Genomic DNA, 15,541 nt, shown 5'->3' with positions numbered 1-15,541 from the left:
CCGAAACAACGGTCCAGCAAAGTCAGGGTGATGAACGCGACCGGGGCCAAGGAGGCCCGCGAAAGGGTCGCCGCGTCCAAGGCGCGTAACGACGCCTCGGCGAAGCGGGCCGAGGAGGAGCGTACGGCCGGCCGGTGGCCGGAGGCCGGCGCGGCGGACGTTCCGGTCGGCGGCGAGGCCACCGTGGGCGGGCTGCCCGTCGCCCTGACGGCGGCGGACGGAACGGACCCGAGTTCGGCGACCGGCACAGCGACCGGCACAGCGACCGGCACAGCGACCGGCACGGCGGCCCGCGTGCAGGTCCTCGACCGCGCCGCCACCGAAGCGGCCGGAGTGGACGGCGTGCTGCTGACCGCGTCGGCACCGACCGAGGGCAGCGCGAAGCTGAGCGTCGACTACGCCGCTTTCGCCTCCGCGTACGGCGGCGGATGGAGCGGCCGTCTCCACCTCGTGCGACTGCCCGCCTGCGCGCTGACCACGCCCGGGCAGGACGAGTGCCGCACCCAGACCCCGCTGGACTCCGACAACGCCGCGACCGCGCAGACGCTCTCCGCGCCGGTCACCCTGGGGGCGGTTCCGGCCGTGCTGGCCCTGACCGCCGAGGCCCCCGGCGCGGATGGCGAGGCGTCCGACGGCAGCGGCAACTACGCGGCCACCCCGCTGGCCCCGTCGTCCACCTGGGAGGCGGGCAGCGGTTCCGGCTCCTTCACCTGGTCGTACCCGATGGCCCCGGTGGAGTCCGCGACGGAACTCGAACCCTCGCTCGACCTGAGCTACGACTCGGGCGCCGTGGACGGGCGCACGTCCACCAGCAACAACCAGGGCACCTCGGTCGGCGAGGGCTTCGAGCTGGCGGCCACCTCCTACATCGACCGCCAGTACGGTTCCTGTGACGAGGACGGCCACGACAAGCAGCGCGACCTGTGCTGGAAGTACGACAACGCCTCACTCGTCCTCAACGGCAAGTCCAGCGAACTCGTCAAGGACGACAGCACCGGCAGATGGCGCCTGAAGAACGACGACGCCTCCACCGTCACCCGCTCCACGGGCGCCGACAACGGCGACAACGACGGTGAACACTGGACCGTCATCACCGGCGAGGGCACCAAGTACGTCTTCGGCCTCAACAAGCTGACCGGCGCGGGCACCCAGCGCACCAACTCGGTGTGGACGGTCCCGGTGTACGGCGACGACTCCGGCGAGCCCGGCCACGACAAGGGCGGCGCCTTCGCCGACCGCTCCCTCACCCAGGCGTGGCGGTGGAACCTCGACTACGTCGAGGACACCCACGGCAACGCCATGTCGTACTGGTACGCGGCGGAGACCAACTACTACCGCAAGAACAAGGCCGACACCGCGACGACCCTCTACACGCGTGGCGGTTACCTCGAAAAGATCCTCTACGGGCAGCGGTCCGGCACGCTCTTCACCGCGGAGGCACCCGACAAGGTGACCTTCTTCTACGCCGAGCGCTGTACGGCCTCCGACTGCGACAGCCTGACCAAGGACACGGCGAAGAACTGGCCCGACGTCCCCTTCGACGCCATCTGCGCCAAGGACAAGGGCAAGGAGGACTGCCGCACGGAAAGCCCCGCCTTCTTCTCGCGCAAGCGACTGGTGAAGATCGAGTCGTCCGTGCTGTCGGGGACCGCGTACAAGCCGGTCGACTCCTGGGCGTTCACCCAGAAGTATCTGGACGGCGGCGACATCGGCACCTCCGCGGACCAGGCGCTGTCGCTGATGTCGATCGTGCGCACCGGCGCCTCGGGCACGCCCCTGACGCTCGACCCGGTCTCCTTCACGTATCTGATGCGACCCAACCGGGTCGCGGGCGGCACCCAGCCGGGCGGCGGCAACATCCTGCCGCTGACCAGGCCGCGCATCGAGACGATCACCTCGGAGACCGGCGCGATCACCACGGTCGGCTACAACGAGCCCGAATGCGTTCGCGGATCACTGATGCCGAAGGCAGAGGACGACAACTCCCTGTCCTGCTATCCGCAGTTCTGGCACATCAACGGCGCCACGGACGCGGCCATCGACTGGTTCAACAAGTACCGTGTGCTCGCGGTGAACACCGCCGATCCGGCGGGGTACAACCCGCTCACCGAGTACTCCTACGAGTACGAGAAGCCGGCCTGGCACTACAACGACAGCCCGTTCACCCCGGCCGACGAGCGCACCTGGTCGCTCTGGCGCGGCTACCAGAAGGTCACCACGTACGTCGGTGACGCGGACGGCACCCGCAGTAAGAACGTCTCCGTCTACCTCCAGGGCATGAACGGCGACCGGCTGCTCAAGGCCGGTACCCCCAGAGCTGTCGACCCCGACAAGCGGCGCGTCGTCTCCGTGCCCGGCCTCGACGTCGCCGGGCTCGACGTCCCCGACCTCGTCGACTCCGAGCAGTACGCGGGCGTCACCCGCGAGGAGATCGACTACAACGGGACCGACCCCGTCGACGTGACGGTCAACGACCCCTGGGCGGCGAGGACCGCGACCCAGCACAAGTCGTACGCCGACACCGAGGCCTACTACGTGCGCATCGGCAAGACGTCGGAGCACACCTACCTCACCGTCCCCAAGACCTGGCGCACCGTCACCACCTCCACGACGTTCGACGGCTACGGCATGGAGGTCAGGCAGGACAGCACGGGCGACACCGCCAAGAGCGGCGACGAGACCTGCACCCGCACCTGGTACGCACGAGACGACGCCAAGGGCATCAACGCGCTCGTCTCCCGCACCCGCGAGGTCGGCCGCGCCTGTTCGGTACAGGAAGCCGACCTGTCGCTGCCCACCACCAGCGGAACCGCCGGCGACGTGCTGTCCGATACGGCCGTCGTCTACGACAACGCCACCGCGACCGGCTGGTCCGCCGGCCAGAAGCCGGTCAAGGGCGACGCGACCTGGACGGGACGGCCCACCGGTTACCCGGCCGCCGTCACCGGCGACGACCGGCCCCCGGCGGGCTGGCAGAGCACGGCCAGGACCACCTACGACGCGCTGGGCAGGCCGCTGACCGTCACCGACGCGGGCGGCAGCGTCACCGTCACCGCGTACACCCCGGCGGGCGCCGGCGTCCCCACCGGGACGGCGGTCACCAACGCCAGGCAGCAGAAGGTCACCACCTTCCTCGACGGGACGCGCGGCCTGCCGCTGCGCACCTACGATTCGAACAACGCCAAGACCGAGCAGACCTACGACGGCCTCGGCCGGCTGACCGGCGTGTGGCTGCCGGACCGGAGCAAGGACGGCGGCCAGACCGCCAGCATGGCCTACTCCTACGTGTACGAACGGGGCAAGGCGCCCGCGATCGGCACCTCGACCCTCAAGTCGTCCACCACGGCCACCTGGTCGTACGAGATCTTCGACTCGCTTCTGCGGCCCATGCAGACGCAGCGGCCCACTCCGAACGGCGGGCGGCTGCTGACCGACACCCGCTACGACTCACGCGGCCTCGCCTACGAGACGTACGCCGACATCTTCGACGCGACGCAAACCCCGAACGCCACCTACACCCGCGAGGAGTACGGCGAGGCGCCCAAGCAGACGAGCATCGTCTTCGACGGCGCCGGCCGCGGGATCAGCACCACGCTGCACACGTACGGCGTGCGGAAATGGACGACCACCACCTCCTACACCGGTGACTCCACCGCCGTCGGCGCACCGGCCGGCGGCAAGGCGACCCGGACCATCACCGACGCGCTGGGACGCACCGTCGAGGGCCGAGAGTACAACTCGCCCTCGCCCGCCGACACCCAGTACGGCGCCCTGACGTCCAGTGGCCACGCCTCCACCTCCTTCACCTACACGCCCGACGGCCGGGAGCGGACCTTCACCGGCCCCGACGGCTCGAAATGGTCCTACACCTACGACCTCTACGGGCGGCAGACCGGCATAGCCGACCCCGACAAGGGCGACAGCACCGTCCGCTACACCGCGCTCGACCAGCCCGACACGGTGACCGGCGCGAACGGCACCGTGCTGCTGTACGGCTACGACGAGCTCGGCCGTAAGACCGGGCTGTGGTCCGGATCCCGCACCGACGCGGGCAAGCTCGCCGCCTGGACGTACGACACGCTGGCGAAGGGCCTGCTGACCTCGTCGACCAGCTACGACGGCGGGGCCTCGGGCAAGGCGTACACCAAAAAGGTCCTCGCCTACGACCTTCAGTACCGTGCGACCAGCACCGAGATCGCCATCGACCCGAACGACCCGATGGTCACGTCGGGAGCGGCCCAGAGCCGTTACACCTTCGCGAGCGCCTACAACCTCGACGGCACCCTGAAGAACTCCACCGAGCCCGCGGCCGGAGGTCTCGCCGCCGAGACCGTCAGCCTGACCTACACGCCGACCGGACAGGTCGTCAAAGTCACCGGCACCAACGACTACCTCCAGGCGGCCAGCTACAACGCCCTCGGCCAGGCCCAGCAGTTCACCCTCGGCCTGTCGGGAGCGACGGGCGCCAAGAAGACCTTTATCAACAACAGCTACGAAGAAGGGACCGACCGGCTGAAGAGGTCCTTCGTCACCACTCAGTCCACGCCGGTCAAACCGCAGGACCTGACCTACCACTACGACGACGCGGGCAACGTCATCAAGATCGCCGACACCCCGACCCAGGACGGCGCGGGCGCGAGCGACATCCAGTGCTTCACCTATGACGGGCAGCGCCGCCTGTCCGAGGCGTGGACGCCGGCCACGGACGACTGCACCGGCAAGACACTCGGCGGCGCGGCCCCGTACCGCACCGGCTACACCTACAACAGTGCGGGCCTGCGAGCCACGGAGACGAAGTACAACGGCTCCACCGCCACCTCCTCGGCCTACTGCTACGGCGACACCGTCAAGCGGCACGCCCTCACCTCGATCTCGACCACCGGCTCCTGCACGGGCACACCCGCCACCTACTCCTATGACAAGTCCGGCAACACCACCGGGCGCGGCGGCCAGGTTCTCACCTGGGACGCGCGGGGCCGCATCGCCACCCTGACCCAGGGCGCGCAAAAGACCGCCTACCTGTACGACGCCGACGGGTCGCTGCTGATCCGCCGCGCGGTGGGCGACGGCGAAAGCGTGCTCTATCTCGGCGCCACCGAGATCCACTCGAAGAAGACGGGAAGCACCGTCAAGACCTGGGGCAGCCGCTTCTACGCGGCGAACGCCCAGGTGGTCGCGGTGCGTACCGGGGAGACGGGGACGAACAAGGTCTCCTTCCTCGCCGGCGACGCGCACGGCACGTCCTCGCTGGCGGTCGACGCGAGCAGCCAGGTCATCAGCAAGCGTTACACGACCCCGTTCGGCGCGCCGCGCGGCACGACGGTCGGCGGCGGCTGGCCCGACGACAAGGGATTCCTCGGCAAACCCGCCGATGCCGCCACCGGGCTCACCTATGTCGGGGCCCGCATGTACGATCCGCTCATCGGCAGGTTCCTGAGCGTGGACCCCGTGCTCTCCACCGACCAGAGTCAGTCCCTGAACGGCTACTCGTACGGGAACAACAACCCCGTCACGTTCAGCGACCCCACGGGCGAGGAGATCGGGTCCAAGCCCAACTCCTGCCAGTACGACCTGAAGTACTGCTCGAAGAAGGTGCAGAAGCAGGTCGGTTACAACCCGAAGACCCACCTCGCCACCCCGCCCCATATGCAGAAGAAAAAGAAGAAGGCCACGCCGAGGCCGTCCGCGGGCCCGTCGCCGAAGCCGCCGCCCGGCGGGTGCGGCTGCAGGACGCGTAACAACGGGATCAATCTGGTGAGGGCGCTCCTCACCAAGCCGTTCCACTGGGGAAACAACTTCAACGGCGCGAACGTGATGGCCGCGACGTACCAAGCGGCGCTGGCCTACAACGGCGGCACTTGCGAACGCCGTTCCCTGCAGTACATCTGCTACGGCGGCTCCCCCGGAGGCGACCAGCCGATGACGATCGGGGACGTCCACTTCTACCCGTCCACGAAGGAGAACTTCAAGAAGCGGCTGCGGGGTGAGAAGGAGTCCCGGGACGACATTGCGAAGGTCGCCGGCCGCAAGACCGCGGACAAGTACGGGCCGAACCTCGAGAAGCACGAGGCGGTGCACTCGCAGCAGTGGTCGCGCTACAAGAACGCCACCGATTTCCTCGCCGACTACGGCGCCGCTGCTCTGCACTCCAACAAGAGCGTGGGTGATCCCGCAGCCGTCAACCGCTTCGAGGAGAGCGCCAATCTGTGGTGGGGCCATTACCTGGAGTGGGAGCCGCTGGAATACAGGCCCAGGCAGTAGAGACGATGATTCGAAGAAGGCCGGGGCGCGGATACGCGGTCGTCGCGTCGATCGCCCTGGCCTTCTTCGGCACGGGTGCACACCCGTGCCGAAAGCCGTCCTCGCCGTCGAACGGGGTCCAGGACGGTGGCGTCAGGCTGCTGGTGGCCGACTGCCCCGGCTATGTCGCGCGAGATTTCTCCGTCATCGCCGACACCGGCGACGACGGCGAGCCGGTCGGCTGGAGCGTGCACAACGGCGGCTGGACCGGGTCGGTGCACGACATACGGGTCTTCCAGGACCCGCCCGAGGGCTGGCGCTCCACGGGCGGCGAGCTCACCGCATTGCGGGAGGGCGTCCCGTACGTCGCGAACGTCGCCGGCAGTGCGGGCAACAGGGGCCTGAGGGGACGGGTCCCGTTCGCGGTCGAGGACCTGGCGGGGCTCAAGAGCGGGGAAGTGCTGACCTGGGCCGGAGGGGACAAGAACACCAAAACGGACCGGGACGACTTCCTGAACGGCGACCCGGACCGTTGCACGCCGTGACCGGCGCGGTCCTCTCCGCCGGACCGAGGCGTGTCATCGCCTACGCTGTGACGACGGAGCTCGGCGGCTGAGGCCGAGGAGATCGGGCGCCGGCGGCGTGCCCGGCATGACCCGCCGATGAGCACGCAGGTCAGGCGAGGAGAGCCGCACCGGGAACGCCGGGGCCCCGGACCTCCACGGCGTCAGTGTGACGCGACCCCATCCCCCTCGGCGGGTGCCGGGGCCCGCAGCCTTCTCACCTCCGGGGAGAGCAGCGCGGCGAGAGAGGCCAGGACGACGATCGCGGCACACCCGAGCAGGGCGGGCTTCGGGCCGGTCAGGATCGCCAGCGGCCCCGCCAGCAGCAGGCCGATCGGGCCGAACATCAGGGACCCGAGGGCGTCGTAGGAACTGACGCGCGACAGGGAGTCGGCCGGGATCTCCCGCTGCATCGTGGTGCTCCACAGCACGCCGAAGATGTCGAAGCAGACGCCCATCACCACCGCCCCGATGATGATCATCCACAACGGGGCGCCCAGGCCGAGCAGCAGGTAGGGCAACGCCGTGGGCGGGGTGAGAAGCGTGGCGACCAGGATGGGACGGCGGGGCCGCAGCCGCAGCGCGACGAAGACGCCACCGATCATGCCGATCGCCTCGCCGGCGAGGATCGCCGACCAGGCCGCCGCTCCACCCAGATGCTCCTTGGCCATCAGCGGCCCGAGCACGCCGTGCGCGGCTTGGACGGCCATCACCAGCACAGAGAACTGCGCGACCACGACCCACAGCCACTGCCTGGAGATGAACTCACGCCAGCCGTCGCGCAGGTCGGCGAGGACCGAGTGCCGCTCGGACGCGGAACGTTGCGCCGGGGTGAGGCGCAGCGCCGCGACGAGCACGGCGGCCACGGCGAACATGGCGCCGCTGACGACCAGCGCCCAGCCGCCGCCGAGCAGGACCACCGTGGCTCCGCCCAGGACGAGCCCGGCGACGCGTGAGATGTTGGCGCCCAGTCCCAGCAGGGCGTTGGCGGTCTGCAGCCGGTCGGCGGGGACGACGTCGGGGATGATCCCGGTCAGGGCGGGGAAAAGAATCGCGATCGCGATGCCGCTGATCGCCGCCGCCGCCACGAGGGCGGGAAGCGGGGTCCATCCGGTGAGCAGCATCGCGGCGAGACAGAAGAACGCCCCCGCGTTGATCGTCTCACCGGCCATCATCACCCGGTGCCGGGGCAACCGGTCGGCGATCACCCCGCCCACAAGCATGAAGGCCACCGTCGGCAGGGCCTCCGCGGCGAGGACCACCGACAACGTCGTGGCCGTCGCACCGGGCAGGGCGAGGATGCCGAAGGCGAGGGCCACGGGTGCGAACGAGCTGCCCAGCACCGAGATGGTCCGGGCGGCGAGCAGCAGGGTGAAGCGCCGATCTCGGAGCATGTCGAGATCGCGGCGGTAACTGTGCACCTGCTGACTCCTTCACAACCCTAAAGAGTCCTCATCCTGTCGTCCTTCGGCCGCGATGTCGCTTCAATATTCGGGATGACCGATCGCCCGCGTACGCGGGGCATCGGTCGCCGCGGACCACCCCTCAGCGCAAGGATGTGGATCCATGAGCCCCTTGATCGACCGGATCACGATGGAGTCCGTGTTTCCCGCCGACGAACTGGTCACCCTGGACGACCGCGCACTCGCCGCGATCGCGCACGAGCCGACCCGGGCCTTCCTGCGGGAAATCGGTCTGCCGGACCAGGTTGGCTGGTTCGAGGCAGACCACTGGCTTCTCGATGGCGATCTGCGGATCGGCGGCGATGCGTGGCAGGCAGTCGCGCGGAGGCATCCGAACTGCCCGTTCGACATGTCGGCCTGGCTGACCCTGGGAGGGATAGCCCTGGACGACGTCATCGTGGACACGGACACGGGGGTGGTGTACTCCATCCCGGAGAACGGTCCTCCACACCTGCTCAACACAGGCATCGACACGCTGGCGTATTTCCTCCACGCGCTGGAAGAGGAGCGGCCCGAGTACGACGCCGAGGCCGGCACCGACGAAGGCGTCGACCCCGAGGGCGCCGAGCGGAGGCTGCTGTGCCGAATGCGCCGAGCGGACGCCGTCGCCATGGAGCATCCCGAATCGACCTGGTTTTCGGTCCTACGGTATGTGCGTAATCTCCTGCAGAATGGGATTACAGAGCTTGTAGAACAAGAAAAGCGTCCGTAAAGGACAGCTTTCCACGACTGTTCCCGGCCATGCCGGTACGGCACGGCCGACCGGTGTCAAGGTGATCGTTTTGGTGACAGACCGCCGGGCGGACCGTTCGCGGACGGCACCTGCGGACCGAAGGCGTGCCCACCGCTCGCCCTTTCGCAAAACCAATGGTCAGAGCCGTATGACGGAAGATATATCGATTCTCCATGCGTCGAACGAACTCTCTGCGTAAGGTCATCGCTACAAATCGTGACCGAAGCGGGGGTTGTCGTTGTTGACTCGCGCGCAGATCCGGCTCGTGATGGCCGGACTCATGCTCGCCATGCTGCTCGCCGCCCTGGACCAGATGATCGTGGCCACCGCGTTGCCGACGATCGCGCAGGAGCTCGGCGGGCTGGACCAGCTCTCCTGGGTGGTCACGTCCTACCTGCTCGCCTCGACGGCCGGAACCCCGCTGTACGGCAAGCTCTCCGACCTGTACGGCCGTAAGCGGATCTTCCAGAGCGCGATCGTCATCTTCCTGATCGGCTCCATCCTGTGCGGTCTCGCCCAGAACATGACCCAGCTCATCGTCTTCCGGGGCGTGCAGGGGCTGGGCGGCGGCGGTCTCATGGCGCTCGCGATGGCGATCATCGCCGACGTCGTCCCACCCCGCGACCGGGGGCGCTACCAAGGACTCTTCGGTGGCGTGTTCGGCCTGGCCAGCGTCGCCGGGCCCCTGGTCGGAGGATTCTTCACCGACCATGCCACCTGGCGCTGGATCTTCTGGATCAACCTTCCGCTCGGGGCGGTGGCCCTCGCGGTGGTGGCGGTCACGCTCCACCTGCCCGGCAGAAGGGTGCAGCACAGCATCGACTATCTCGGGGCCGCCCTCCTGACCGCCGCCGTGTGCTGCATCCTGATGGTCACGGTGTGGGGCGGCCGCACGTACGACTGGTCCTCCTGGCAGATCATCGGCCTCGCGGGTGTGGGCGTCTGCCTGACCGTGGCCTTCGGCGCCTGGCAGCGCAGGGCGTCCGAACCCATCCTGCCGCCGCGAGTCATCACCCACCCCGTGGTCGCGGTCAGCGCCGGACTGTCGCTGCTGTCGGGGGCCGCGCTCTTCGGCGGCATCGTCTACCTGCCCGCCTACTTCCAGATCGTCCGCGGCGACACGGCCACCGAATCCGGGCTCGCCCTTGTCCCGCTGACCGGCGGGGTGATCGTCGCCTCGATGGTGAGCGGATGGCTGATCTCCAGGACGGGCCGCTACAGGACGATCTCCGTCCTGGGCGCGGCGATCCTGGCCGCCGGCCTCTACCTGCTCAGCCTCGTCGAGGTCGGCACCTCCGTAACCGTGATCCTGGCCTTCACCGTCGTGGTCGGCCTCGGGGTGGGCGCCTTCATGCAGGTGCCGCTGGTGGCGACGCAGAACGCGGTACGGCCCGGCGACATCGGCAGCGCGTCCAGCGCGATCGCCTTCTTCCGCACGCTCGGCGGCTCGCTGGGGACCGCGCTGTTCGGCACGATCCAGATCCGTGCCCTGGAGGAGGAACTGAGAGGGGCCGGCCTGCCGGCGCAGGCCGTACAGCTCGATCCCGGGTTTCTCGGACGGCTTCCCGCGGCGCAGCTGGGAGAACTGCTCGAGGCGTTCACCGCGGCCGTCCAGGCCGTCTACCTGTGGGCGATACCGTTCGCGATCGCCAGCCTGCTGCTCGCGCTGTTCCTGAAGGAGATACCGCTGCAGGGGGGTGCGCCCGCCCAGCCGAGCGCGGTGACCCTCGCGGTGACCGGCGTCGCCCTGTCGTGGCTCGCCGACCGGCTCGAAAACGGCGGATCACCGCGGCTGGTCGCGGCCGCCGCGCGGCTCATCCCCGCCGAGCAGGCCGGTGACGACGTCACCCGCGCCCGAATGGCCTCTCGCCGGATCCTCAGGCCACTGGCCGGACAGGTCCTCCTCGCGGCACTGACGGAAAAGGAGATGAAATGACGCGTTACCTGGCCGGCCTGATCACGGCGACCGCCGCGCTGGGCGCAGGGGTATGGCTGCTGCTCGCACCGTACGCGCTGAACTACCCCTCCGGGAGCGGCGCGTCGAAGGCCGACCTGTGGGCCGGAGCGGGAGTGTGCGGGCTTTCCCTGGTCACCATCCTGGTGTGGGCGCGGGAATGGCGTGCCCGGCTCCGCGCCGACGGGCTTCTCCCCGAGCGGCCCACCGCGCGGCCCGAGGCACCGGACGAGCCGCTCCCCGCCGAACCCGCGCCGACGATCGAAGACCTGCACGGCCTGCTCAAGCCCCTGGTGGCCGCACTGGCCGCCGATCAGCTGGAGCACGCGGGCAGGCGTTCCGGCGGCACGACCGGCGGGCATCCCAAGGAGGAACAGTGAGCAGACTGGGAATCATCGGCATCGGCCTGCTCTTCGTCACGGGAATCTGGCTGGTCGCCGCGCCGTTCGTGACCGGACGGCAACCGGACGGCGCCACGTGGACGGCCGCCACGCGCAACGATGTGATCGTCGGCGCGGTGCTCGCCCTGCTCGGTTTCACCGGCTTCTTCACCGTGCTCGCGGGTCACGTCGCCGACCTGTACGCCAAGGGCCCCAGATCATCCGCCCACCAGTGACCACACGATCACGTCAGCCGTCCTGGCCGGGAGATCCCGCGTCGAGCGCCTCCTCGAAGGCGGTGTACGCGTCCTGCGTGAACAGGACGAACCGGAGGTCGGTCACCTGCGTCGGAGTGGCGCGTACGGTGTCGATCGCGATGCGGGCGGCGTCGTCCATCGGCCAGCTGTAGACCCCGGTGGACACCGCGGGGAACGCCACGCTGGTCGCACCCAGTTCGCCGGCGACCCGGAGCGACTCCCGGTAGCAGGAGGCCAGCAGGTCCGAGCGGTCCTCCGCGGCGGAGAAGACGGGGCCGACGGTGTGGATGACCCAGCGGGCCGCGAGCTCACCCGCGGTGGTCGCCACCGCCTGGCCGGTCGGCAGCCCCTTGCCGTAGTGCGAGGCGCGCAGTTCCCGGCACTCCGCGAGGATCGCGGGGCCGCCGCGCCGGTGGATCGCCCCGTCGACCCCGCCGCCTCCCAGGAGTGAGGAGTTGGCGGCGTTGACGACGGCGTCGACGTCCTGCGCGGTGATGTCTCCCTGGACCAGGGTGATCCTCATGGAGTGTGACCTTTCACGGTAGTCGGCCCTCTGCCTCGACTCTGGCTCCTGAACTGCTGAAACGTCAGTCCCTGTCGCTGGAGTCCGTACCGATTCTCCCCGAAGACCGGCAGGTCCATCCGTCGCCTTCCGGCTCATATGCGTTGGCGTCGCAGTCGTCGAGCGGGTTAGCGTTGCCTCCGTCATGCGCCAGGCGGATATGTCCTGTCTGCGCCGGTGAGTCAGCAGATTGGAGACGCGGGATGACGTCTCAACTTGTCGCGCTCTGTTTCGACGCGCACGACCCACTCCGTCTCGCGCGCTTCTGGGCCGGCGTCCTGGGCTGGGAGACGGCCGACGACCCCCACGACGGCATCACGCTCCTGCCGGGCGATGACACCGGGTTCCGGATCCGATGCCTTCCGAGCGAGGAGAAGAAGACCGGCCAGAACCGGATGCACTTCGATCTGACGAGCACGTCCCTTGAGGACCAGCGGCGGACGGTGGCGAGGTCGCTCGACCTCGGCGCGCGGCACATCGACATCGGGCAACGCCCGGAGGAGGGCCATGTGGTGCTCGCCGACCCCGAAGGCAACGAGTTCTGCGTCATCGAGCCGGGCAACGGCTTCCTCGCCGACTGCGGATTCGTCGGAGCGCTCGCGTGCGACGGTTCGCAGGAGGTCGGGTACTTCTGGAGCGAGGCGCTGGGCTGGCCGTTGGTCTGGGACCAGGACCAGGAGACCGCCATCCGCTCGCCGCACGGCGGTCCGAAGATCACGTGGGGTGGTCCGCCGGTGGCGCCGAAGACCGGGAGGAACAGACTGCACTTCGACCTCGCTCCGCCTGCGCACGGTGATCAGCAAGCGGAGGTCGACCGTCTCGTCGCCCTCGGAGCGACTCGACTCGACGTCGGCCGGCGCGAGGCCGGTCAGGTGGTGATGGCCGATCCCGACGGCAATGAGTTCTGTGTGCTGACCCCCCGATAGCGTGACCGGGCCCGGGGGTGGCGCCTCCGATCCACCCCGGGGCACGATGTGATGCCGGCGCCGCAGTTCGCGACTCACGCCGCCCAGCAGTGTGTCGAGTGGAGTGTGAAGGTGACCTTCGAGGACATCGACCCCAGCACGCCTGTGCTCGTGGGGGTCGGGCAGGTATCGGAGCGCATCGGCGAGCCCGGCTACCGGTGCCTGTCCTCCGTCGAGCTGGCGGCCGCCGCCGCCCGCGAGGCCATCGCCGACACCGGCGCGGTCGCCGCGACGGTCGCCGCCGCCGTCGACACCGTGGCGGGAGTGCGCCAGTTCGAGATCTCCGTGCCCGGAGCCCCGGCCCCCCTGGGCAGGTCCACCAACTATCCCCGGTCCGTCGCCGTCCGGGTGGGGGCGACCCCCGGCCGGGCGATCCTTGAGGTGGCCGGCGGGCAGGGGCCCCAGCACCTGGTCAACGAACTCGCCGCCACGATCGCGGCGGGAGACGCCCAGGCGGTCCTCGTCTTCGGGGCGGAGGCGATCTCGACGACGCGGCACCTGGCCGGGGCGGAGGACAGGCCGGATTTCAGCGAGACCGTGGAGGGCGATCTGGAGGACCGTGGCTTCGGCCTCGACGGCCTGGCCTCACAGTTTTTGGCCGCACACGGTCTGGCGGGCGCGCCCAGCCAGTACGCGCTTTTCGACAACGCGCGCCGGGCGCGACTCCGGCAGACCCGGCAGGAGTACGCGGCCGGAATGGGGGCGCTGTTCGCCCCGTTCACGAAGGTCGCCGCGGCCAACCCGCACGCCGCCGCGCCCACCGAGCGCGGCGCCGGGGAACTGGTCACCCCGACCGAGAAGAACCGCCTCATCGCCGAGCCGTACACCCGCTACGTCGTCGCGCGCGAGAAGGTCAACCAGGGAGCCGCCGTCCTGCTGATGTCCGTGGCCGCCGCCAGGCGGCTCGGCGTCCCGGAGGAGAAGTGGGTCTTCCTGCACGGCCACGCCGACCTGCGCGAGCGAGACCTGCTGGACCGCGGCGACCTCAGCACCGGTCCCGCCGCCGTCATGGCCGCCCGGCACGCCCTGGACCTGGCCGGGATCGGCCCTGACGACCTGGACGCCATCGACCTCTACAGCTGTTTCCCGATCGCGGTGTCCAACGTCTGCGACGGTCTCGGCCTGGCCGCCGACGGGACGCGGGAGCTGACGGTGACCGGTGGCCTGCCCTTCTTCGGCGGGGCGGGCAACAACTACTCGACGCACGCCATCGCCGAGGTCGTGCGGCGGCTTCGCGCTCGGCCCGGCGCGTACGGGATGGTGGGCGCCAACGGCGGCATGCTGAGCAAGTACTCCGTCGGGGTCTACTCGACGACCCCCTGTGAGTGGCGTCCGGACGAGAGCGCGGCGCTTCAGGCCGAGATCGACGCCTGGCCCGCCGTCGAGCAGGCCGTCCAGGCCGATGGGTGGGGCACGATCGAGACCTACACCGTCAAACACGGTCGCGGCGGCAACCGGACCGGCATCGTCGTCGGACGCCTCGAAGCCGACGGCCGCCGCTTCCTGGCCAGGACCGCCGACGGCGACGAGGAAACGCTTGGGCTGCTCAGCACGGGCGAGCCCATCGGCCGGCGCGTCCACGTGCGGTCCTTCGACGTCGGCAACCGGGTGACCGTCGGTGACACCGGGGCCGGCGAGCCGTTCCCGGACGGGCCCGCCGTACCGCGCGACGACCACGGGCGTGTTCCCGCGCACCACGACGATCACGCTCGGACGCCCCCCGTGGATCAGGCCGGGGAGGCGTCGTCGCGGGGCCGGGCCGGGCGTGAAGGAGGCGGGGCGGCCGGGCGTCGTCTCCGGGGCGGCTCCGACGACTGACACGCACGGGTTCCCGCACCGGACGGGACAGGTCACAGGCGCCGGATCAGCCGGTCAGAGCCAGAAGGTGTCGTGGCGGAAGTAGAAGGCCGCCAGTTCCTCGTCACTGGGAGGGCCGGAGACGGCGAACTCCGCCAGGCCCTCGAAGTAGCCTTCGCGGGGAGCGCCGGGGGCGAAGTGCAGCAGCATCGACGCGGGCTCGCCCGACTCGTTGCGGAAGGCGTGGACGCCGCCTTCGGGGACGTGTACGAAGTCGCCCGGCTCGGTGTCGATCCAGCGGTTGCCGTCGTAGATCCGTATCGTTCCGGTGAGGATGAAGAACGATTCGGAGATCGACCGGTGGAAGTGCCGGTCGGGTCCGCTGGGCTCCGGCCCCATCTCCCAGCGGTAGAGGCCGAATTGGCCGTTGGTGGAGGCTCCCGTGGCCAGGTAGTGCACCGTGTTGCCGGACTGGTAGGTCAGCTCGGGTTCGTGCGCGGCCGGGCGGTAGGTCGCGCTGATCTCTCCCTTGTCGCCGAAGTAGGTTGGCTCCGGATACGTCATGATCTGCCCTCTCGCATGGTGTCGTCTGCGCACTTCCCGTCGACCGTGCCGCGTGCCCGGGCT

11 protein-coding genes are annotated in these 15,541 nt (G+C 69.7%); 8 read left to right on the top strand and 3 right to left on the bottom strand.

Annotated features, from left to right (window positions below; genetic code table 11):
- Positions 1-30 precede the first annotated feature (30 nt).
- A complete protein-coding gene (locus J2853_RS22840; RefSeq protein ID WP_307561138.1) occupies positions 31-6,261 on the top strand; it encodes an RHS repeat-associated core domain-containing protein in 6,231 nt (2,076 codons plus the stop codon).
- 5 nt (positions 6,262-6,266) lie between these two features.
- Positions 6,267-6,785, top strand: a complete 519-nt coding sequence (locus tag J2853_RS22835) for a hypothetical protein (RefSeq protein WP_307561136.1) — start codon at positions 6,267-6,269, stop codon at positions 6,783-6,785.
- 182 nt (positions 6,786-6,967) lie between these two features.
- Here J2853_RS22835 and J2853_RS22830 read toward each other — a convergent pair whose 3' ends face one another.
- Positions 6,968-8,224, bottom strand: a complete 1,257-nt coding sequence (locus J2853_RS22830; RefSeq protein WP_307561133.1) for an MFS transporter — start codon at positions 8,222-8,224, stop codon at positions 6,968-6,970.
- Positions 8,225-8,369: 145 nt separating this feature from the next.
- On the opposite strand from J2853_RS22830, the gene J2853_RS22825 reads away from it, so the two are divergent.
- The 4 genes from J2853_RS22825 to J2853_RS22810 all read left to right on the top strand — a co-directional run bounded on the left by J2853_RS22825 (position 8,370) and on the right by J2853_RS22810 (position 11,569).
- Positions 8,370-8,978 (top strand): SUKH-4 family immunity protein, encoded by a 609-nt coding sequence (locus tag J2853_RS22825; protein ID WP_307561131.1) that lies wholly within the window; start codon positions 8,370-8,372, stop codon positions 8,976-8,978.
- 262 nt (positions 8,979-9,240) lie between these two features.
- Positions 9,241-10,935 (top strand): MDR family MFS transporter, encoded by a 1,695-nt coding sequence (locus J2853_RS22820; RefSeq protein ID WP_307561129.1) that lies wholly within the window; start codon positions 9,241-9,243, stop codon positions 10,933-10,935.
- Positions 10,932-11,333: a hypothetical protein gene (locus J2853_RS22815; protein ID WP_307561127.1), complete on the top strand. Its 402-nt coding sequence runs from the start codon at positions 10,932-10,934 to the stop codon at positions 11,331-11,333. Before J2853_RS22820 ends, J2853_RS22815 begins: the two co-directional genes overlap by 4 nt.
- Positions 11,330-11,569: an SPW repeat domain-containing protein gene (locus J2853_RS22810; protein WP_307561125.1), complete on the top strand. Its 240-nt coding sequence runs from the start codon at positions 11,330-11,332 to the stop codon at positions 11,567-11,569. The genes J2853_RS22815 and J2853_RS22810 overlap by 4 nt, the downstream gene beginning before the upstream one ends.
- 13 nt (positions 11,570-11,582) lie before the next feature.
- Here J2853_RS22810 and J2853_RS22805 read toward each other — a convergent pair whose 3' ends face one another.
- On the bottom strand, positions 11,583-12,113 hold the full coding sequence (locus J2853_RS22805; RefSeq protein WP_307561124.1) for an O-acetyl-ADP-ribose deacetylase: 531 nt from the start codon (positions 12,111-12,113) through the stop codon (positions 11,583-11,585).
- 242 nt (positions 12,114-12,355) lie between these two features.
- Here J2853_RS22805 and J2853_RS22800 point away from each other — a divergent pair, with 242 nt between their 5' ends.
- Both J2853_RS22800 and J2853_RS22795 read left to right on the top strand, forming a co-directional pair.
- Positions 12,356-13,078, top strand: coding sequence for a VOC family protein (locus tag J2853_RS22800; protein WP_307561122.1), 723 nt, complete (start codon positions 12,356-12,358; stop codon positions 13,076-13,078).
- Between the two features lie 111 nt (positions 13,079-13,189).
- Positions 13,190-14,935, top strand: coding sequence for an acetyl-CoA acetyltransferase (locus tag J2853_RS22795; RefSeq protein ID WP_307561120.1), 1,746 nt, complete (start codon positions 13,190-13,192; stop codon positions 14,933-14,935).
- A 54-nt stretch (positions 14,936-14,989) separates the two neighbouring features.
- On the opposite strand, the gene J2853_RS22790 is transcribed toward J2853_RS22795, so the two are convergent.
- A complete protein-coding gene (locus J2853_RS22790) occupies positions 14,990-15,478 on the bottom strand; it encodes a cupin domain-containing protein (RefSeq protein WP_307561118.1) in 489 nt (162 codons plus the stop codon).
- Between the last annotated feature and the right edge of the window lie 63 nt (positions 15,479-15,541).

Source organism: Streptosporangium lutulentum (genome assembly GCF_030811455.1).
GTDB lineage: Bacteria > Actinomycetota > Actinomycetes > Streptosporangiales > Streptosporangiaceae > Streptosporangium > Streptosporangium lutulentum.
Note: the sequence above shows the minus strand (reverse complement) of the source record. Positions and strands in the feature narration are given on the sequence as shown.